The following is an 18,885-nucleotide window of genomic DNA, read 5'->3' as shown; positions in this document are numbered from 1 at the left end:
CGAAACGGCTACACCTGGACAGCGGATTGCACTTTCGGTTGAGAAGGGTCACGCTCCGGCCGTGAGTTACCGGGACTGGGAGCGCGGGGAGGGCAACCCGCGCGAGCGTCAGCCGATCGCCCCGTGGGACGACCTCGGCGACCCGGTCCTGTCAGCTTCACACTCCTCGACGGACCGCTACCGCACGCCGAGCCGCCGCCGGGCGGTCGAGCGTGGCCAGGAGGAGCCCGTCGACGCCTACCTGCCCCGGTGGGCCGTCGAGTCGGGGATCGCCCACGCCGACGGCCGTGGCCGGCACGCCGCCCCGGACGACGAGGACGACGACGCCCCTCCGGTCTCCGGGGTGGGTCGTCGTGCCGCCAGACGGCGGCGGGAGAGCGAACGGCGGGAAACCCGCGCCATCGCCGCGGCCCCCGAGTCCGACCACACCCGGGAGTGGACTTTCGACCGCCCACAGGATCAGGGGTACGTCGGCAGCCGGCGGGCGGACACCGATGAGGGTGCGCCGGTCTCCGGGGCCGCCCCGACGGCCCGCCCGCGGCGGTCGCCGTCCCGCCGGCCCGAGGTGATCTGGTCCGGCGGTGACGACTCCGACCTGCCGGTGGAGGCCGTACCCGAGCAACCGCCCCGGCGACGGCGGCGCAACACCGACGATTCGTGGGCCCGGCCGTTGACCGACCCGGGAAGCCGTCCGGCGAGCGACCCGTGGAGCCGTTCCGCCGAGCCGGAGCCGGAGTACCGGCCTGCGGTGGACCCGTGGGACGCGTCCGGCGTGCACAGCTGGCAGAGTCCGGTGGCTGACGACCGCTGGGAGCGTCCCGGCGGGGCGTCGCGGTGGGAGCAGAGCGACGACACCGGCCAGTGGGACCGGTTCACCGACACCGCGCAGTGGGACCGGACGGACGTCGGCCGGTGGGGATCGGTGACCGCGGATCGTGACGAGGTCGGCCGCCGGGACACGGGCGGTGTCGGCCGGTGGGGGTCGGTGACCGCGGATCGTGACGAGGTCGACCGCCGGGACACGGGCGGGATCGACCGCCGGGACACGAGCGGGATCCGCCGCCGGGACACCGGCGGTGACGACCGGTGGGGCCGGGACGACGCCGACCGGTGGGACGCCGACGGTGTCGGCCGCCGGGCCCGGGACGACGTCGACCGGTGGGAACGGTCGGTGCCTCCCCGGTCCTCGCAGCCGGTGACGGGTGGCGAGGGCTGGCCGTGGGGTGAGCAGCCGGAGGGGTTCTGGTCGGGCACCCGGCTGGCCGGCGACGATCCCCGGTGGATGGACCCACCGACCTCGGCACCCCGCTCTCCGGTGGTGGGTTACACGGCACCGAGGCCCCGGCCGGTGCCCCGGCGTCGGGCCGAGCCGGCGTCGGGCCGGTCGGTGGCGACGGCCGCACTGCGGGACCGGATCGGATCGGTGGGTGCCGGTTCGTGGAACCGCCGCCTGGAGGACGACCTGCTCGACCCGGACCCGGGTGGCCCGCTGCGCCCGCTGGTCTACACCGCCGCCTGCTACCTGGTGCCGGCGGTGCTGGTGTTTCTGTGGCTGTTGACCCTGGACGGTCAGCCGCCGGCCGGCTGTGTCACGGACATCAGCGGCGGCGGGTGTGAACCGCCCCGGGCGCACGCCTTCGGTTCCCTGGTCGCGGGGGCACCCCGGTTCGGGCTGTCGCTGCTGAGCAGTCTGGTGGTGGCGGTCCTGCTGCGCCGGGTGGGGACGACCTGGCGGCCGGCGACGGTGGCGTTGGCGGCGGCGGTGGTGGGTGGTGGCCTGTCCACCGTGTTGATCAGCGCGATCACCGGTCAGCCGATCGGCTGACCCGCGCGGTGCTCCCGGCGTCGGTGGGGCCGCGGTGCCGCCGAGCCTGGCTCCGGGTGTTGTGCGGTCGACGGTTGCCGGGGTGAGAGGACGCCGCCGCAGAGCCCCGGGCCGTGGGTGGACATGACTTGGCCCGCACCGGGTGCCGGTGCGGGCCATGTCGGGTGATGCTGTGCGGTGAGGTCAGCCCTGGACGACGTTGAGGTCGAACTTGGCGGACACCTCGGGGTGCAGCTTGACCCGCACCGGGTAGGCGCCGGTCGACTTGATGTGACCGGGCATCTCCAGCCGACGACGGTCGAGGACCGGGCCGCCGGCCGCCTTGACGGCGTCGACGACCTCGGCCGGGGTGACCGAGCCGAAGAGCCGGCCACCGTCGCCGGCGCGGACCTTCAGGTTGACCTTCAGGCCCTCAAGCTGGTCCTTGACCTCGGTGGCGTGGCCCAGGTCGCGGATCTCCCGGGCCGAGCGGGCCCGCTTGATGACCGTGACCTGCTTCTCCGCACCCTTGGTCCAGCTGATCGCGAAGCCCTGCGGCAGCAGGTAGTTACGGCCGTAGCCGTTCTTGACCTCGACGATGTCGCCGGGGGCACCGAGACCGGAAACTTCCTGGGTCAGGATGATCTTCATGTCGGTGCCTCCTCTCAGCGGGCCGTGGCGGTGTACGGCAGGAGCGCCATCTCACGGGCGTTCTTGACCGCACGGGCGATCTGCCGCTGCTGCTGGGAGGTGACCCCGGTCACCCGCCGAGCGCGGATCTTGCCGCGGTCGGAGATGAACTTACGCAGCAGCGCGGTGTCCTTGTAATCGATATAGGTGATCCCGTCCTTGTCGAGCGGGTTCACCTTCTTCTTCGGCTTGCGAAGTGCCGCAGCCTTGGCCATTGCACGTGCTCCTGGTTTACGATCGCGGGCGCTCGGCGCCATTAGAACGGTGGCTCCTCATCAAAATTGGCGCCCGAACCACCGCGCGAGGAGGGAGCCGGAGCAGCAGAGGCCCAGGGGTCGTCGAAGTTGCCTCCGCCGCCGCCCTGATTGCCACCGCCACCGGAACCGAAGCCACCGCCGCCACCACCGGAACGCGACATCTTCTGCACCTTCGCCGTGGCGTAGCGCAGCGACGGGCCGATCTCGTCGACCTCGAGCTCGATGACGGTGCGCTTCTCACCCTCGCGGGTCTCGTACGACCGCTGACGCAGCCGACCCGAGACGATCACGCGGGCGCCCCGCTGGAGCGACTCGGCGACGTGTTCCGCCGCCTGCCGCCACACGGTGCAGGCCAGGAAGAGCGGCTCGCCGTCCTTCCATTCGTTGGTGGTCTTGTCCATGAACCGGGGCGTCGAAGCGACCCGGAACTTGGCGACCGCCGCACCCGACGGGGTGAACCGCAACTCGGGGTCATCGGTCAGATTGCCGATGACCGTGATGGTGGTGTCTCCTGCCATGACCAACTCCTCGCGCACTCATCGTTGCGTCGTACAGACTCGCAGAGCCGTACGACATCACCGACGAGGCTGATCCGGGCGAACCGGGGTTGAATGCTTAGCGCATCTCCGGCCGGATGACCTTGGTGCGCAGCACGGACTCGTTGAGCCGCAGCTGGCGGTCGAGTTCGGCCACCGCCTCCGGCGTCGCCTGAAGGTCGATGACGGCGTAGATGCCCTCGGCCTTCTTGTTGATCTCGTACGCGAGGCGCCGGCGGCCCCACACGTCGGTCTTCTCGACCGAGCCACCCGCGGTCCGGATCACGTTCAGGTACGTGTCGAGCGAGGGTGCGACGGTGCGTTCCTCGAGGCTGGAGTCGAGGATCACCATTACTTCGTAATGACGCAAGACGTGCTCACCTCCTGTGGGCTAGGCGGCCACGGTCCTTCCGTGGCAGGAGGTCGTGCGTCGTGCCCGTCCCGGAGCGGGGGAACCCGACCGGACGCGGACAACCGGACCAGAATACCCGGCCCCGACGATCATGCCCGGGCAGGTCGACCCGACGGGGTGACCCGGCCGGGCAGGAAGGGCGACAGGGGCCCACCGCGACACCCGAAGGCCGGCGGTGGACCCCTGTCCACGGGGCCGCGGGGCGTCCCGTCCGCATTCCTTGGGTGGGACCTGGGGAGGAACGACCACACCGATGAGGTTGGATCGAGGACACCCCGCGGAGCTTCATCCTGTTGTTATCTGACGGTACAACGGCAATCGTCACGTGATAGCCGAATTGCAACTATTCGTCCCACTGCCCTATCTCGGTCAACGATCGCCGCGGTCACCGGGTGACGCCACGCACCCTGCGGCGCGGCGCACCGGGGCGGCGGGACGGGGCGGCGGGACGGCGCGACTTGCCCGCAGCCGTCACCACCCGGCGTCGGGGACGGGACGTAGGCTCGCCTGCATGCGTATCGGAGCCCACGTCGACCAGGCCGACCCGCTGGCGGAGGCGGCCACCCGTACCGCCGAGGCGGTGCAGTTCTTCCTCTCCGACCCGCAGGGCTGGAAGGCCCCGAAACCCCGGGAGGACGCCGACCGGCTGCGCGCCGCCGACGTGGACCTCTGGGTGCACGCCCCGTACGTCATCAACGTGGCCACCCTCAACAACCGCATCCGCATCCCCAGCCGCAAGCTCCTGCTGGCCCACGCCACTGCGGCGGCGCAGCTCGACGCCCGGGGGCTGATCGTGCACGGCGGCCACGTCAACGCCGGTGACGACCTCGCCGTCGGCTTCGACAACTGGCGCAAGACCTTCGCGTACGCGGCCGACTCCGGTGGCTTCCCCGTGCCGGTCCTGATCGAGAACACCGCCGGCGGCGACAACGCCTGCGCCAGGCGGCTCGACGCGCTGGCCCGGCTCTGGGACGCCCTCGGTGACTACGAGGTGGGCTTCTGCCTCGACACCTGCCACGCGTACGCCGGTGGCGAGGAGCTGCTCGACCTGGTCGACCGGGTGAAGGCGATCACCGGCCGGATCGACCTGGTGCACGCGAACAACTCCAAGGGCGGATTCAACTCCGGGCAGGACCGGCACGACAACCTCGACGGCGGCACCATCGACCCGGAGCTGCTGGTGGCGGTGATCCGGGCGGCGGACGCCCCGGTCATCGTGGAGACCCCCGGCGGGGCGACCGGTCAGGGTGCCGACATCGCCTTCCTCCGTGGGCAGCTCGGCACGGGGGCCTGAGCGCCGATGACCACCAACGCGACGGGCGGCAGCCCACCCCCACGGCAGACCGGCGGCACGGACCCCACCCCCGGGTCGCCGCAGGACCGGCCGGCACCCGACGCGCGGGACAGTTCGGAGCCGGGCAGGAACGACCCGCCCCCGCCCCCGGCCCTGTCCTCGGCCACCGAACCCGACCCGCAGCCGGCCGGGTCGGGCGCAGAGCCGGCCGGGTCGGACGGTGAGCCGGCCGGGTCCGCCGGCAAATCGGCCGGGTCGGTCGGTGAGCCGGGCGGACCCGACTTGCAGGCCGACGGAGCCGGCGTGGAGCCCGCCGAGGGCGGCCCGGTGACCGACGAGAGCCGGGCCGAGGGTGGGAAGGCCGGCGGTGGGAAGGCCGGGGCCGACCCCGGGCCGACCGGGGCGAAGGCCCAGCCGGCCGGGACGACCACGGAGAAGGCCGCAGCGCCGACCACGGTGGCGACCGACCGGGCCGGCACGCCGACCGCAGTGGCAGCCGACCAGGGCACGACGATCGCGGTGGCAGCCGACCAGGCCGGCACGACGATCGACCCGGCTGCGAAGCCCAGGACCTGGAAAGACCGGCTCAGGAGAAGCAGGGCCGGGAAAGACGAGGCCGGGAAAGACGAGGCCGGGAAGAGCCGGGGTGACGGGCCGGCCGGGGGCGAAGCGGAGCAGCAGGAGCCGGCGGCCGAGGCCGATCCGTGGACCTCGTTCGCGCCCGCGCCCGAACCGGTGCCCGGCCGCCCCGTCCGGGCGGCCCACGCCACCGGCCGGTTCCTGGTGCACGAGTGGACGCTCGCCGTCCTCGGCTCGCTCACGCTGGCCGTGGGGATGACCTGGCCGACCCTGCGCTACCCGCTCTACACGCTCCCCCAGGACTACTGGGACCCGAGCCTCCAGGCCTGGCAGATGGCCTGGTCCGGGCATGCCCTGCGGACCGACCCGGGGCAGCTGTTCCAGTCCAACACGTTCTTCCCGGAGCCGTGGAGCTTCGCCTTCTCCGACATGCTGCTCGGGTACGCCCCGGTCGGCCTGCTCGGCACCGGCCCGGACGCCGCCGTGCTCCGCTACAACATCATGTTCGTGCTGGCGCACGCGATGGCCACCTTCGGGGCGTACGTGCTGGCCCGGCAGTTGGGCGCGGGACGGATCGGGTCGGCCGTCGCCGGGGTCAGCTACACGTACGCGCCGTGGCTGCTCGCCCAGGCCGGTCACCTGCACATCGTCTCCAACGGTGGTATCCCGTTGGCGCTGGCCATGCTGGCCCGGGGCCACGGCTGGTCGCTGCGGCACGGCTACCGCCCCGAACGCCGCCGGGTCGGCTGGGCGTACGCCGGGTGGGCGGTCGCGGCCTGGCAGCTCAGCCTGGGCTTCGGCATCGGCCTGGTCTTCGCGTACGTCCTCGCGGTCATCCTGCTGGTCTCGGCGGTGGTGTGGTTCTGGCGGCGGCGGCAGGGGCGGCGGCCCTTCGGGCGGCGGCTGTTCGTGGCCGACCTGGTCGGTGGGCTCCTCTTCGCCGCCGTCGGCGCGCTACTGGCGGTGCCGTACTTCAAGGTCGCCGAGCTGCACCCCAACGCGGAACGGACGATCGGCGACATCGGTGTCTACTCACCACCGGCGAGCGGCTTCTTCACCGCACCCGGCGAGTCGTGGATCTGGGGTGGGCTGCACGAGGGGGCGCGGGCGGCGCTGCCCTGGCATCCGGAGATGACCCTGCTGCCGGGCTTCGTGCTGTACGCGCTGGCGGCCGGCGGGCTGTTCTTCTCGGTGTGGCGGCTGCGGCACCGGCTGTTCATGCTGGCCGGGGTGCTGGTCACCATGGTGCTGGCGATGGGCACCCGGTTCTTCGACGGCACCTTCACCTATGCGCCGCTCTTCGACCACCTGCCGGGCTTCAACGGTCTGCGTACGCCAGGTCGGATGATGCTCTGGACGACGCTGCTGCTCGGCCTGCTGGCCGCCGGTGCGGTGAGTGCCCTCGCCCAGCGGGTCCGCGAGCTGAGCACCGAGCGGGTGTCCTCCCGGCCGTCGCCGTGGCTGCGCGTGGCCACCCTGCTGCCGCTGCTGCTGGTGGTCGTGGAGGGGTTGAACACCACACCGCACCCGGTGGTGCCGGAGCAGCCGGCGGCGATGCGCACGGTGGACGGTCCGCTGCTGGTGCTGCCCAGCAGCCAGAACCAGGACCAGCCGGTGATGCTCTGGTCGACCAGCCGCTTCCAGCAGGTGGTCAACGGCGGCAGCGGCTTCACCCCGAAGCAGCTCGACGACGTCCGTCGGGTGACGGCGGCCTTCCCCGACCAGACCAGCGTCGACTACCTGCGCACCCTCGGCGTACGCAATGTGGTGGTGCTGCGGGACCAGATCGTCGGTACGCCGTGGGAGGTGACCGTGGACGCGCCGGTCGAGCAGTTGGGCATCACCCGCCAACAGGTCGGCAATGCCGTCGTGTTCCGTCTCTGAGGTCGGGTTGCGGTGGGGGTTTGCGGGGGAGCCCAGCCGGCTCCGGGCGGTCAGGCTTGATCCATGCGCCGGCCGGGCTCCCCCGCAAACCTGACGGGCGCACGGCCGTCTTGGACTTGCGCGTCTGGGTGGGGGTTGGGGTTGCGTGGTGTCAGGCGGGGGTGGGGGCTGGTTCGGGTTCGGGGTCGGGGGTTTTGCGACGGAGTTTGGTCAGCCAGGGGGCGTCGGGGGCGCCGTCGAGCACGCCGCCGTCCGGGTCGTCGAGATAGGTCTGGCGCACCGCGTCCCGCTCCGGGTGCAGGATGTCCTTGACGATCAGGACGCAGAGCACCACCACCGTGCCGAGCCGCAGCGACGAGGCCAGCACGAAGACCCCCTCGGGGAAGACCGGGCGGCTGGTGGCCGAGCCGAGCAGTTCGCCGTAGAAGGCGACGAAGTAGCACACCTCGGCGAACTGCCAGGCGAGGAAGGCCCCCCAGCGGGGCCGGGCGAGCACCGCCAGCGGCAGCAGCCAGAGCACGAACTGCTGCGACCAGACCTTGCTGAAGATCAGGAAGGCGGCCACCACCAGGAACGCGAGCTGGGCGAGCCGGGGGCGGCGGGGTGCCCGCAGAGTCAGTACGGCCACGCCGATGCAGGCCAGCCCGAACAGGGCGTACGACAGGTTGTTGAGGGTCGGGATGTTGCCGTTCAGCCACTGGAACGGGCCCTGGTCGCCGGGGGTGCCGGTGTTGACCTTGCCGTCGAGGTACCGCCCGATGTACCACAGCGTGCCCCAGTCGATGGGCCGGGTGGTGTTCAGGTCGAAGAACCGCCCCCAGTTGTCCGGGTAGCGGATCGCCGTCGGCAGGTTCACCGCGACCAGCGCGACCAGGCCGGTGGCGACGGCGGTGAACGCGGCCCGCAGCCGATTCGCCCGCAGGCCGAGGATCAGGATCGGGCCGAGCAGGAACAGCGGCCACATCTTCGCCGCACCGCCCAGGCCGAGCAGGATGCCGGCCAGTACGGGTTGTCGTTTCGCCCAGGCGGCCAGCCCGAGGGCGGCCAACCCGATGGCGAGGAAGTCCCAGTTGACGGTGGCGGTGAGGAACAGCGCCGGGGCCAGCGCGAACAGGGCTCCGTCCCACGGTCGTCGGCGGCGCAGGGCGAGGATCACCCCGACGGTGGCGACGGCGAGCGCGCTGAGGGCCAACGCGTTGGCGTTGTAGAACCACCGGCCCTGGTTGATCGTCGGGTCGTCGACGCCGACGGCGTGCACCGGCAGGCCGAGGGCACCCATCATGTAGCCGGTGAGCACCGGGTATTCCACCGGGTGGTCCCGGTAGGGGACCTTGCCCTCGTGCAGGCCCTCGGCGTAATAGAGGGCCAACACGTCGGTGTAGCACATCCGGGTGTACTGGATGTTGTTCTGCCAGGCACCGTTCTGGCAGGGCGCCTTCTGCACCCAGTGCAGGGCCAGGGTCAGGCAGGCCAGGGCCAGCACGATCCGGGCCGCCGTCCAGAACCGGCTCTCCCGGCCGGCGGGCCGGTCGACGGCGACGGCATGGTCGCCGAGCGGCCCGCCGATCGCCTCCGAAACGCCTCGGACGAAGCCGTCCGATCGGGACGGGTGGTCGCTGCTCCCGGCGTCGTCGATGCCGGCCGTCGGCTGGGTGCTCATGAGAATGCATCCTGCCCTATGAATGGCTCCCGGACGAGCAGCATGTTCCGCCGGCGGCCCGCTTCACCCCGCGCGGACCGCCCCGGTGGGGGCCTGCCGAAAGACGCCGCTGCCGGCGATCCGCAGGTCTGCGGGTCGCCGGCAGCGGCATAGACGCTCGTCGGTGTACTGGTCAGCTCACTCCCGGGTACGCGGGGTCGGCAGCAGTCCGCCGCCGTTCCCGCCGTTCTGGCCGGGAAGGTTCTGGTTGGGTGGGGTCGGCGGACCGCCGCCCTGGTTCCCTCCCTGATTACCGCCCTGGTTCCCACCTTGGTTGCCGCCCTGGTTGTTGCCGCCCTGGTTCCCGCCGCCGAGGAGGCACTGCAGGTCGGTCGGGGCGCAGTTCTGGCCGTTCGGGTTCGGCGGTGGCGGCGGGGGCGGGGGCGGCGGTGGGGTGCCGTTGCCGGACTCCGGGTCGCCGACCTTCGCCGCCGGCGGGAAGTCCAGCTTCTCCTCGCCCTTGAGCGCGCCGTTCATGACCCGTTCCCAGATCTCGCCGGGCATGGAGGAACCGGTCATGTTGGCGCCGTTGTTCAGCTTGATCGCTTCCCGCTTGCCCTTGTTGCCCACCCAGACGGCGGTGGCGAGCTGCGGGGTGTACCCGACGGTCCAGGCGTCACCGTTCTGGTCGGTGCCCTCCTTGAGCTCCCAGGTGCCGGTCTTGGCGGTCGCCTTCCGGCCGTCGGCCAGGGTGTGGTTGATCCGGCCCGGGTAGGCCTCCAACACGTCGGTCACGTCGGCGACCACGTCCGGGTTGATCCGCTTCTGCGGCTTGAGCTGCTCGCCGCCGAGCTTCTCCCACTTGCCGGTCTCCTTGTTCTGCTTCTCGGCGGAGATCAGGAAGTGGGCCTTGTTGTAGATGCCCTTGTTGGCGAAGGTGGCGAGGCCGTTGGCGTGGTCGAGCACGGTGATCGGGTACTGGCCGTAGGCGACCACATGGTAGAAGGGGTCGGGCGCGAGGTCGCTGGCCTTCTCCTTGGTCAGGTCGTGCCCCTTGGGCGGGCTCACGTTGGTCTGCCACATCATGCTGACGCCGGCCTTGGCCGCCATGTCGACGATCTTGTCGGGCCCGATGTCGAGGCTGACGTGGTAGAACGGCACGTTCAACGACTTCAACGTCGACTCCCGCAACGTGCAGGAGTCACCACAGGACGGGTTGTCGGTGCCGGCGTTGCTGACCCGGAACTTCACGCCCTCCGGGGTGAACGCCCGGCCCTTCCAACGCGACTCGACGGACTTGCCGGCCTCCAGCGCCGCCGCCAGCGTGTAGATCTTGAAGCTGGAGCCGGGCGAGTGCCCACCGGTGACGTTGCCGTTGGTGTCGGTGTTGGTGCCGGCGTAGTCGGTACCGGTGCCGTCGTCCCCGCCGTAGTAGCCGAGCACCCGGCCGTTGCGCGGGTCGATGGAGACCACGGCGGCCATCAGGTTCTTGCGGGAGCCATCCAGCTCCGAGCCCTTGGTGCTGCGCTGGGCGGCGCCGGTGACGGCCTTCTGCACCTTGTTGTCGATGGTGGTCCTGATCCGGTAACCACCCTCGCGGAGCATCGCCGAACAGCGCGGCTTACGCTCGGTCACTTCCGCGTCGTTGTCGGTGCAGAGCTTCTTCTCCCGCATCTCCGCCGACACGTAGTTGATGACGTTGCCGATCGGGGTGTTGACCCCGAACTTGACGCCCGACCGGGATTCCTTGGGGGTCTGCAACGTCTTCGTCGGGTACTCCGTCGGATGCGCCGGCCGGCCGGGGGCGTCGACCCAGCGCATCTCGATCATGTTCTTGATGACGTAGTCCCAGCGGTCCTTGGCGTCGGCGGGGTTGAGCGCCGGGTCGAAACCCTTGTGGGTGGCGCTCGGCTCCGGCTGCTTGATCAGGGCGGCCAGCACGGCGGCCTCGGCCACGTCGACCTTGGAGACCGGCTTGCCGAAGTACGTCTGCGCCGCCGCCTCGATGCCGTACGCGTTGCGGCCGAAGTAGATGGTGTTGAGGTAGTGCTCCATGATCTGTTCCTTGGTGAACTGATCGTTGAGCTTGGAGGCGACGATCGCCTCCTTCACCTTTCGCGCGTACGAGTCGTCCTGGAGGTTCTCGTAGGCGTTGCGGGCGTACTGCTGGGTGATCGTCGAGGCGCCCTGCTTGTCGCCGTTGGAGAGGTTGTTCCAGGCGGCGCGGGCGATGCCCTTGTAGTCGACACCGGCGTGCTCGTAGAAGTTCTTGTCCTCCGCCGCCGCCACCGCGTCGCGCATGTGCTGCGGGATCTGGTTGATCGAGACGAAGGTGCGGTTCTGCTCGCCCACCTTGGCGATGACCGTCTTGTTGTCGCTGGCGTAGATGGTCGTGGCGAGCGGCAGCTTGATCTGGTTGGGCAGCACCACGGTGGTGGAGTAGTAGGTGAAGCCGACCACCCCGAGGCCGGCGAGCATGATGAAGACCGCGAAGCCGGCGATCAGCAGGTTGATCCGCTTGCGCCGCTTGGCCTTCGCCATCGCGTCCGGGTCACCCGGGCCGCGTCCACGCCCACCGCCGGCACCACCGCCGTAGCCGCGACCCGGCCCGTTCGGGCCGCCCGGCCCACCCGGCCCGCCGCCGCCGACCGGCGCGACGCCGGCCCGCGCCACCGAGGCGCGACCCGCGGAGCCGACCGAGGCCGCGCCGACGCTGGCCCGGCCGGCGGAAGCGGTCCCGACGCTGGCCCGCCCGGCCGGTCCGCCCGCCGGGGAGACCGGCACCGAGGCCCGACCCCCGCCACCCCATCCCGGCGAGGCCGGGGAGACCGGCACGGAGGCCCGACCCGGCCCGGCCGGTGAGACCGGCACCGAGGCCCGACCCGGGGTCGCCCGGCCGACCGGGGCCGCGCCACCTGTCGCGCGCGGCGGGGGCACCGCCGCCGAAGCCCGCCCGGTGGGCGCGGCACCGCCGACCGAGGCCCGGCCCGACGGGGCGGCACCCCGGTCGTCACCGCCCCATCGGGGGTACGCGTCGTCCGCCCCCGGTCCGGGGCCGCCGTTCGAACCCGGTACCTGGGCCCGCGCGCGCGGGGAACTGGGATCGCCGTACGAGTTCATTCCTCACACCCTGCCGGTCGCGGTGGGACGCGGGGGCGCCACCACCGGGTTGCCGTGAGCTGACACACGCGCCATGAGGCCGGCGATGAGCCGGGTGCGCGCTGCAATTTCCACATCATTCGGGCCAATCGGGCCGATGGGCCGCCGGTCGCGGTGTCTGTGTCGTACGACACCCGAGTCGACCGGATCAGCCAGGTTCACCGTTGCGCCTCTCGCCTTCGCTCCTGCCGGGCGGCGGCGGCGGACTCCGCAGCGCCCTGTTCCGGACCGCCGTCGGCCAGCCCGTCCCTGCCGAGCAGGAACTGCTCGACGAGGTGGTTCCAGTCACAGCCGAGGCACACCTCCACCACGAAGACCTGAAACTCACGCAGTGTCATCGCCAGCGCGGGCAACTCGGCCAGCGTGCGGGCCTGGCCGGCGGACTGCTTGAGCTCGTCCCCGTAAATGTAGTGGACGTGGGTGAGGTTCTCGCTCCGACAGATCGGGCACCGCTGTTCGGTCGGTTCCCCGTGGAACCGGGCCGCGTTCTTCAGGTAGGGCGAGGCGTCGCACACGTCGTACGTGCCGATCCGCCCGGCGAGCACGTCACGCAGCACTGCTCGCTTCTGCAGCGAGTAGTCGACCACCTGACGAGACGTGCGCATGCGGGAAAGGGTACGCGTTCCGATCGGGTGGGGCGACCACCGTCACGATCCGTGCACGGGCTGGCGCAGAACGGGGGTTTGCCCTGACAGCGGGGGAGGTACTAACGTGCGATGTATCGGTCCGATACATCGAGGCGGTTAACCGGCCGCTCCGAGGGTAAGGAAAGGGTGGCCCGTGCTCGAGCTCGCCATCCTCGGCCTCCTGCAGGAGGCCCCGATGCACGGCTACGAACTCCGCAAGGAGCTCACCGCCAAGCTCGGCGCCATCCGGGCGGCGATCAGCTACGGCTCGCTCTACCCGACCCTGCGCAGGTTGCAGGCGGCGGGCTGGATCACCGAGGCCGCCGACGCACCGGCCACCGCCGAGGAGGTTCCCGCACTGACCAGCCGACGAGGTCGGGTGGTCTACAAGATCACTGCGGAGGGCAAGGAACGCTTCGCCCAACTGATCGCGCAGGCCGGGCCCGAGACGTACGACGACACGGGCTTCGGTGTGCACTTCGCGTTCTTCGCCCGCACCGACCAGGCGACCCGGCTGCGCATCCTGGAGGGTCGCCGCCGCACGATCGAGGAACGTCGCGAGGGACTTCGGGACGTGCTGGGCCGGGCGGCCGAGCGTCTCGACGCGTACACCCTGGAACTGCAACGCCACGGCCTCGACGCCTGCGAGCGCGAGGTCCGCTGGCTGGAGGAGCTCATCGCCAACGAGCGCTCCGGCCGTGCCCCGACAGTCCCGCGACCCGGGACGGCCGGCGGTCCACGAGACAACAACAGCCCGCCTCCGCCTGGAGAGTCCAGGAATGAGCGGCCGTCATGAAGAAGGAGGCAGACGCTATGGGCTCCGTCCGCGTCGCCATCGTCGGTGTGGGTAACTGCGCCTCGTCCCTCGTGCAGGGCGTGGAGTACTACCGCAACGCCGACCCGAACGACCGCGTCCCGGGTCTCATGCACGTCACCTTCGGCGACTACCACGTATCGGACGTGGACTTTGTCGCGGCGTTCGACGTGGACGCCAAGAAGGTCGGCATGGACCTCGCGGAGGCGATCGTCGCCAGCGAGAACAACACCATCAAGCTCTGCGACGTGCCGCCCACCGGCGTCAGCGTCCAGCGCGGCCCGACCTTCGACGGCCTGGGCCAGTACTACCGCGAGATCATCGAGGAGTCCGACGCCGCGCCGGTCGACGTGACCAAGGCGCTGCGCGACGCCCAGGTCGACGTGGTCGTCTGCTACCTGCCGGTCGGCTCCGAGCAGGCCGCCAAGTTCTACGCCCAGGCCGCGATCGACGCCGGCTGCGCCTTCGTCAACGCGCTGCCGGTCTTCATCGCCTCCGACCCGGAGTGGGCGCAGAAGTTCACCGACGCCGGCCTGCCGATCGTCGGTGACGACATCAAGAGCCAGGTCGGCGCCACCATCGTGCACCGCGCGCTGGCGAAGCTGTTCGAGGACCGGGGCGTCGAGCTGCTGCGCACCTACCAGCTCAACTTCGGCGGCAACATGGACTTCATGAACATGCTGGAGCGCACCCGGCTGGTCTCGAAGAAGATCTCGAAGACCCAGTCGGTCACGTCCCAGATCCCGCACGAGATGGTCAAGAGCGACGTGCACATCGGCCCGTCGGACCACGTGCCGTGGCTGGACGACCGCAAGTGGGCGTACATCCGCCTGGAGGGCCGTTCCTTCGGTGACACCCCGCTCAACGCCGAGCTGAAGCTCGAGGTGTGGGACTCGCCGAACTCCGCCGGTGTCATCATCGACGCCGTCCGGGCCGCCAAGATCGCCCTGGACCGCAAGGTCGGTGGCCCGATCCTCTCGGCCTCCTCCTACTTCATGAAGTCCCCGCCGGAGCAGTACGCCGACCACGACGCGCACGCCGCCGTCGAGTCCTTCATCAAGGGCGACATCGAGCGCTGACGCGCCCACCACCAGCACCACCGAGGGCCGGGTCCGTACGGACCCGGCCCTCGCGTGTTCAGCCCGCCATCTCCAGGTACGGCGACAGCCGCAACGTCAACTCCTCGACCGAGTCGACCTCACCACTGGTCAACGCGTCGGTCAACGCCATCCGGTCCTTGGCCGGCATGGTGAGGCGCAGGCCGGAACGAGTCAGCAGGATGCGCATCGCCGCCCAGGCGAGCCCGGCGTTCCACAGGTCGAGGGGACGCCAGACCGTCAACCCGTGCAGCAGTGCCGCCGCCCGGTCCAGCGCGGTCGGGTAGGCGGCCTGTCCGACCAACCGCGCGTGCGGTCGGGCCGCCGCCGCCACGAGTATCCCGGCGTCCCGCACCTGGCTCCGGGGGCCGGTGTGCTCGGCGAGCAGGGTCAGCAGGTCCTCGGCGTCCGGCCAGGGGTGGGTCATCTGTCCCCCAGCATCTCGAAGAACTCCGCGTCCTCCTCGAACACCCGGCGGGCGGCCTGACGGGTCCATTCGTCCCGGTCGTGCCGGTCCAGGTAGGCCTGCACCGCCACCTCGACCGTCTTGTGCATCGACCGGTGCTCCGCCTCGGCGAGTTCCTTGAGTCGCTGCTCGACCTCGGGCTTCAGGTTCAGGGTGAAGGCCATACCAGAGTTGTATAACTCGTCGCTCGGCTGGTCAACCACGCTCGACGCCACGTCTCCTCCTCGCTGGGTCGCCGTCCGCGACGATGGTGGCGAGGACCGCTCGGATCAGGGCGGACGGACTGTGCGATCACCCCTCGGGCAGCCAGGCGCGGCGCAGCGCCACCCCCGCCTCCAACTCCAACAGCGTCACCTTGCGCGGCAGGCCGCCGCCGAAGCCGACCAGCTTGCCGCCCGCGCCGACGATCCGGTGGCAGGGCACGATCACCGGGACCGGGTTGCGGTTGCAGGCCACCCCGACCGCACGTGCCGCGCCGGGGTCGCCGACCAGCCGGGCCACCTCGCCGTAGGTGAGCGTCTCCCCGTACGGGATGCGGGTCATCTCCCGCCAGACGGCGCGCTCGAACTCGGACCCGCGCGGCACCGTCACCGGCACGGTGAACCCGGTCAGCTCACCGGCGAAGTACGCCAGCAGTTCCGCCACCGCCCGACCGGTCAACCCGTCGACGGGCTCGTCGTCGGCCGAGGCGACCCGGCCGAAGTGCGTGCCGCAGACCGCCGTCCCGTCGGTGGCGACGGAGAATTCCCCGATCGGCGAGTCCAGCACGGTCCAACGCATGCGGCCATTCTTCACGCACCGCCGGGACACCGGGCGGTGCCCCTAGCTCCCGTACGAGATGCTCCATTCCTTGCCGTCGAAAACGGCCTTCGCGCTGGTCATGCCGGCGGGATAGGACACCTGTGCCGGTGTGGTGAGTTCGGAGACGTCCATCACCTCGCTGCTCTCGAAGCTCCCGAAGGCGACCCAGTAGGTGGGTTTCGGGTCGAACTCGACGCTGGCGTTGGTCAGGGTCGGCACGACGAACGTGCCGGCCCCTGACATGCCGATCCCTACACTTCCCTGGTCCTGGTCCCCCGGCCCCGGGACAGTATTGTCCTCCTTGATTATCAGGCTTCCGTTCTTTCCGGAGGAACTGGTTGGCCCGAATTCGAAACCGCCTTTGACGTAGGAGAGGGTGACCAGGTTGTTCTGGGTCAGGTCGGCCGACAGGGTCTGGCCCGCCACGAACTGCGTTCCGGGGACGAGAGCCCCGACCTGACCCCAGACGAAGTTGTAGTCGATGTTCCACTGGTATTCGACGGTGGTCGACGGGTGGCACATCTTCGACATCCAGGCGAGCGTGACCGCGTCGCTCGGGAGGACTGGCATCTCCTGGAAGAGGATGGCGTTCATGCCATCGAGCGCCGAATTGTTCAGGATCGTAATGCTGTACCCGACTGCACCCGGCGGGGCTGAGCTGGCCCGAGAGACGCCCTCGCGCGCCCCGGCCGCTGCCCGGCCGGCAGGACCCGCACCAAGCAGCGCGGCACCGAGTCCTGCGCCCAGCGCGACAAACCCGTCCCGTCGACTGATTCTGAATTCCTTCATGAACCCTCCTCGCTCGCAAAGAACGCCCCTGCTGGCGCCCCCTGAAGAGGAGAGGTACGCGTCAAGGCTCGATTTATCCGAAGCTTCATCTCGGATCAGCAATTTGGCGTTGTCAATATGTTAGATAGGATTTACCGCAAGCGCAAGGGATTCCCCCTCATGCGGAACGGGCAACTCCCAGCTGCCGATAATTGCGCGGGAAAGTAGTTCGATATACGCACTGTGCAGCGGAAGACGCTTCAGGTGCGGTGCGGCCGCAACGGACCGCCGCCCCGATCCAGGGACGGGTGCCCGACGCCCCCCGTCGGTCCCGAGCGGGAGCAGGCGGGAGCGGTCGGCAGGCGACGGCGACAAAAGTGCGTCGGACGGGGCAAGGTTTCCCCGCTGCCGAGCGTCTTCGGTACGGAGGTGAACGGTGACCGAAGGCACCGACGGGGAGTTCACCGCGTTCGTCAACGAACGGGGGGACGCGCTGCTGCGCGTCGCGTACGCGCTGGCGGGCAGCCAGCACGCCGCCGAGGACCTGCTGCAGAACGCGCTGGCCAAGGCGTACGCCCGGTGGCCCCGCATCCGGGGTGACGCCGAGCCGTACGTGCGCCGCATTCTCTACCACGACCAGGTCTCCGGCTGGCGACGGCTGGCCCGGCGCCGTGAGGTCCCGGTGGCGGTGTTGCCGGAACGACCCGGCGAGCGCAACAGCAGCCACGACAGCGAGCTGCGGATGCTGCTGCGCGACGCGCTCCGGACGCTGCCGCCCCGGCAACGGGCGGTGCTGACGCTGCGCTACCTGGAGGACCTCAGTGTCGAGCAGACCGCCGCGATCCTCGGCTGCCGGGCCGGCACGGTGGCCAGCCAGGCCTCCCGCGCGCTGACCCGGCTGCGGGAACTGGTGCCGTCCTTCGACGATCTCATCGGCAGCCCGGAGGTGAAGCGATGAGCCGACGGGCGGAGGACGCGCTGCGGGCCGCCGTACACGATCTCGCCGACGAGGCGCGGCCGTCGCCCCGGCTGGCCCTGGCGGCGCTGGCCCGGGGCCATCGGCTGCGCACCCGACGCCGGGTCGCGGTGGTCGGCACGGCGGTGGTGGTGGCGGTGGCGCTGGTGGTGCCGTTCGTGCTGATCCGGCCGGAGCACCCGGTCCGACCGGTGCGGCCCACGCCGAGCCCCACCCCCGGTACGACGCTGCTGCCCACCCCCGGTGCCGACTGGCCGACCCGGCCGTTGGCGCTACCCGGTGGCTGGGTGGTCACCGGCGGCGTGACCGGCGGCACCGGGTACGTGCTGGACCGCACCCGGTCCCGTTACGTCCGTGCCGGCGGATATGCCGAGGTGTGGCCGGCCCCCACCGGCACGGTCACCGCCGTGCGGGACGAGCAGCGCCCCGGCCAGCTCGGTCTCGCCGACGCGGCCACCGGGAAGCTGCGCTGGCAGCGGGTCCGGGGTGCGCTGGACGTCCAGTGGTCGCCGGACGGCCGCCGGTTGGCGGTGACCGTCCGGCGGGGCGGGGTGCACCACCTCGGCGTGCTGGAGGTCGGCGGGCGGTACCGGGAGTACCGGGTGGACCCCGTCAGGTACCGCTGCACCGACTACTGCGCCTTCACCTGGACCCGGGACGGCCGGGAGGTGGCGTTGCCGCTGACCGACAGCTTCGCGCCACAGTCCGAGAGCAGCCGCCATCCACGCTGGGGGGTGCAGTTCTTCTCCGCCGACGACGGGCGGCCGACCCGGTTCGTGAAGATCCCCGGCGACCCGGCCGGCCCGTGGTCCTGGTCGCCCGACGGGAACCGGGTGGTGGTCCAGGGGCAGCGGGAGCCGTTGCTGGTCGACGCGGTCACCGGTGCGGTGCTCGGCCCGCTGCCGGTGGCCGAGGTCGCCTGGGTCGACGACGACCGGCTGCTCTACCGGCGGCCGGGTGGCTACCGGGACGTCGTACTCGCCGACCCCGCCGGCCACGAGCTGCAACGGTTGCCGCTGCCGAGGGAGTTGGCCGAACGGACGGTGTCCATCGCCCCCAAATGATCACGCGGAACGTTGCGTC

The 18,885-nt window shown here is 71.0% G+C and carries 18 protein-coding genes; 7 read left to right on the top strand and 11 right to left on the bottom strand.

Annotation, left to right across the window (positions count from 1 at the left end; genetic code table 11):
- Window positions 1-61 precede the first annotated feature (61 nt).
- Window positions 62-1,825, top strand: coding sequence for a hypothetical protein (locus AB0B63_RS15635; RefSeq protein ID WP_357018840.1), 1,764 nt, complete (start codon window positions 62-64; stop codon window positions 1,823-1,825).
- A gap of 183 nt (window positions 1,826-2,008) precedes the next feature.
- Here the strand turns inward: AB0B63_RS15635 and rplI are convergent, their stop codons facing one another.
- The 4 genes from rplI to rpsF form a co-directional block, all read right to left on the bottom strand.
- The gene (rplI, locus tag AB0B63_RS15630) at window positions 2,009-2,455 is read right to left on the bottom strand and encodes a 50S ribosomal protein L9 (RefSeq protein ID WP_208565147.1); all 447 of its coding nucleotides are present in this window, start codon (window positions 2,453-2,455) and stop codon (window positions 2,009-2,011) included.
- 14 nt (window positions 2,456-2,469) lie between these two features.
- Entirely contained in the window at window positions 2,470-2,709 is a 240-nt protein-coding gene (gene rpsR, locus AB0B63_RS15625) for a 30S ribosomal protein S18 (protein WP_007073789.1), read from the bottom strand.
- A gap of 41 nt (window positions 2,710-2,750) precedes the next feature.
- Window positions 2,751-3,287 carry a single-stranded DNA-binding protein gene (locus AB0B63_RS15620; protein ID WP_208565148.1) on the bottom strand — a complete coding sequence of 179 codons (537 nt, stop codon included), beginning with the start codon at window positions 3,285-3,287 and terminating at the stop codon, window positions 2,751-2,753.
- Window positions 3,288-3,366: 79 nt separating this feature from the next.
- Window positions 3,367-3,657, bottom strand: coding sequence for a 30S ribosomal protein S6 (gene rpsF, locus AB0B63_RS15615; protein ID WP_067301247.1), 291 nt, complete (start codon window positions 3,655-3,657; stop codon window positions 3,367-3,369).
- A gap of 553 nt (window positions 3,658-4,210) precedes the next feature.
- On the opposite strand from rpsF, the gene AB0B63_RS15610 reads away from it, so the two are divergent.
- Together AB0B63_RS15610 and AB0B63_RS15605 are read left to right on the top strand one after the other, a co-directional pair.
- Window positions 4,211-4,993: a deoxyribonuclease IV gene (locus AB0B63_RS15610; protein ID WP_208565149.1), complete on the top strand. Its 783-nt coding sequence runs from the start codon at window positions 4,211-4,213 to the stop codon at window positions 4,991-4,993.
- Between the two features lie 456 nt (window positions 4,994-5,449).
- Window positions 5,450-7,456, top strand: coding sequence for a hypothetical protein (locus AB0B63_RS15605; RefSeq protein WP_357019173.1), 2,007 nt, complete (start codon window positions 5,450-5,452; stop codon window positions 7,454-7,456).
- Window positions 7,457-7,607: 151 nt separating this feature from the next.
- Here the strand turns inward: AB0B63_RS15605 and AB0B63_RS15600 are convergent, their stop codons facing one another.
- The 3 genes from AB0B63_RS15600 to AB0B63_RS15590 all read right to left on the bottom strand — a co-directional run bounded on the left by AB0B63_RS15600 (window position 7,608) and on the right by AB0B63_RS15590 (window position 12,859).
- Window positions 7,608-9,116, bottom strand: a complete 1,509-nt coding sequence (locus AB0B63_RS15600; protein ID WP_357018833.1) for a glycosyltransferase 87 family protein — start codon at window positions 9,114-9,116, stop codon at window positions 7,608-7,610.
- A gap of 177 nt (window positions 9,117-9,293) precedes the next feature.
- A complete protein-coding gene (locus AB0B63_RS15595; RefSeq protein ID WP_357018829.1) occupies window positions 9,294-12,215 on the bottom strand; it encodes a transglycosylase domain-containing protein in 2,922 nt (973 codons plus the stop codon).
- Window positions 12,216-12,412: 197 nt separating this feature from the next.
- Window positions 12,413-12,859: a DUF5318 domain-containing protein gene (locus tag AB0B63_RS15590; protein WP_208565152.1), complete on the bottom strand. Its 447-nt coding sequence runs from the start codon at window positions 12,857-12,859 to the stop codon at window positions 12,413-12,415.
- Between the two features lie 175 nt (window positions 12,860-13,034).
- Here AB0B63_RS15590 and AB0B63_RS15585 point away from each other — a divergent pair, with 175 nt between their 5' ends.
- Both AB0B63_RS15585 and AB0B63_RS15580 read left to right on the top strand, forming a co-directional pair.
- Window positions 13,035-13,676 (top strand): PadR family transcriptional regulator, encoded by a 642-nt coding sequence (locus AB0B63_RS15585; RefSeq protein ID WP_208565153.1) that lies wholly within the window; start codon window positions 13,035-13,037, stop codon window positions 13,674-13,676.
- 17 nt (window positions 13,677-13,693) lie between these two features.
- Window positions 13,694-14,773 (top strand): inositol-3-phosphate synthase, encoded by a 1,080-nt coding sequence (locus tag AB0B63_RS15580; RefSeq protein WP_208565154.1) that lies wholly within the window; start codon window positions 13,694-13,696, stop codon window positions 14,771-14,773.
- 58 nt (window positions 14,774-14,831) lie between these two features.
- On the opposite strand, the gene AB0B63_RS15575 is transcribed toward AB0B63_RS15580, so the two are convergent.
- The 4 genes from AB0B63_RS15575 to AB0B63_RS15560 all read right to left on the bottom strand — a co-directional run bounded on the left by AB0B63_RS15575 (window position 14,832) and on the right by AB0B63_RS15560 (window position 16,847).
- Window positions 14,832-15,218 carry a hypothetical protein gene (locus AB0B63_RS15575; protein ID WP_208565155.1) on the bottom strand — a complete coding sequence of 129 codons (387 nt, stop codon included), beginning with the start codon at window positions 15,216-15,218 and terminating at the stop codon, window positions 14,832-14,834.
- Window positions 15,215-15,421, bottom strand: a complete 207-nt coding sequence (locus tag AB0B63_RS15570) for a ribbon-helix-helix protein, CopG family (RefSeq protein WP_067310753.1) — start codon at window positions 15,419-15,421, stop codon at window positions 15,215-15,217. Before AB0B63_RS15570 ends, AB0B63_RS15575 begins: the two co-directional genes overlap by 4 nt.
- A 127-nt stretch (window positions 15,422-15,548) precedes the next feature.
- Window positions 15,549-16,037 (bottom strand): methylated-DNA--[protein]-cysteine S-methyltransferase, encoded by a 489-nt coding sequence (locus tag AB0B63_RS15565; protein ID WP_357018824.1) that lies wholly within the window; start codon window positions 16,035-16,037, stop codon window positions 15,549-15,551.
- A 42-nt stretch (window positions 16,038-16,079) separates the two neighbouring features.
- Window positions 16,080-16,847 carry a hypothetical protein gene (locus tag AB0B63_RS15560; RefSeq protein ID WP_208565157.1) on the bottom strand — a complete coding sequence of 256 codons (768 nt, stop codon included), beginning with the start codon at window positions 16,845-16,847 and terminating at the stop codon, window positions 16,080-16,082.
- Between the two features lie 415 nt (window positions 16,848-17,262).
- On the opposite strand from AB0B63_RS15560, the gene AB0B63_RS15555 reads away from it, so the two are divergent.
- Complete coding sequence (locus AB0B63_RS15555) at window positions 17,263-17,784, top strand: SigE family RNA polymerase sigma factor (protein WP_357018820.1); 522 nt, start codon at window positions 17,263-17,265, stop codon at window positions 17,782-17,784.
- Window positions 17,781-18,866: a hypothetical protein gene (locus tag AB0B63_RS15550; RefSeq protein WP_357018817.1), complete on the top strand. Its 1,086-nt coding sequence runs from the start codon at window positions 17,781-17,783 to the stop codon at window positions 18,864-18,866. The genes AB0B63_RS15555 and AB0B63_RS15550 overlap by 4 nt, the downstream gene beginning before the upstream one ends.
- Window positions 18,867-18,885 lie beyond the last annotated feature (19 nt).

The sequence above is a fragment of the Micromonospora sp. NPDC049081 genome (assembly GCF_040648835.1).
Classification (GTDB): Bacteria; Actinomycetota; Actinomycetes; order Mycobacteriales; family Micromonosporaceae; genus Micromonospora; species Micromonospora antibiotica.
Note: the sequence above shows the minus strand (reverse complement) of the source record. Positions and strands in the feature narration are given on the sequence as shown.

What these genes read in the sequence shown, in the direction of transcription:
- rplI (WP_208565147.1), bottom strand. Translation starts at nt 2,455, where the DNA reads ATGAAGATCATCCTGACCCAGGAAGTTTCCGGTCTCGGTGCCCCCGGC.
- rpsR (WP_007073789.1), bottom strand. Translation starts at nt 2,709, where the DNA reads ATGGCCAAGGCTGCGGCACTTCGCAAGCCGAAGAAGAAGGTGAACCCG.
- AB0B63_RS15610 (WP_208565149.1), top strand. Translation starts at nt 4,211, where the DNA reads ATGCGTATCGGAGCCCACGTCGACCAGGCCGACCCGCTGGCGGAGGCG.
- AB0B63_RS15600 (WP_357018833.1), bottom strand. Translation starts at nt 9,116, where the DNA reads ATGAGCACCCAGCCGACGGCCGGCATCGACGACGCCGGGAGCAGCGAC.
- AB0B63_RS15595 (WP_357018829.1), bottom strand. Translation starts at nt 12,215, where the DNA reads ATGAACTCGTACGGCGATCCCAGTTCCCCGCGCGCGCGGGCCCAGGTA.
- AB0B63_RS15590 (WP_208565152.1), bottom strand. Translation starts at nt 12,859, where the DNA reads ATGCGCACGTCTCGTCAGGTGGTCGACTACTCGCTGCAGAAGCGAGCA.
- AB0B63_RS15580 (WP_208565154.1), top strand. Translation starts at nt 13,694, where the DNA reads ATGGGCTCCGTCCGCGTCGCCATCGTCGGTGTGGGTAACTGCGCCTCG.
- AB0B63_RS15575 (WP_208565155.1), bottom strand. Translation starts at nt 15,218, where the DNA reads ATGACCCACCCCTGGCCGGACGCCGAGGACCTGCTGACCCTGCTCGCC.
- AB0B63_RS15570 (WP_067310753.1), bottom strand. Translation starts at nt 15,421, where the DNA reads ATGGCCTTCACCCTGAACCTGAAGCCCGAGGTCGAGCAGCGACTCAAG.
- AB0B63_RS15565 (WP_357018824.1), bottom strand. Translation starts at nt 16,037, where the DNA reads ATGCGTTGGACCGTGCTGGACTCGCCGATCGGGGAATTCTCCGTCGCC.
- AB0B63_RS15560 (WP_208565157.1), bottom strand. Translation starts at nt 16,847, where the DNA reads ATGAAGGAATTCAGAATCAGTCGACGGGACGGGTTTGTCGCGCTGGGC.
- AB0B63_RS15550 (WP_357018817.1), top strand. Translation starts at nt 17,781, where the DNA reads ATGAGCCGACGGGCGGAGGACGCGCTGCGGGCCGCCGTACACGATCTC.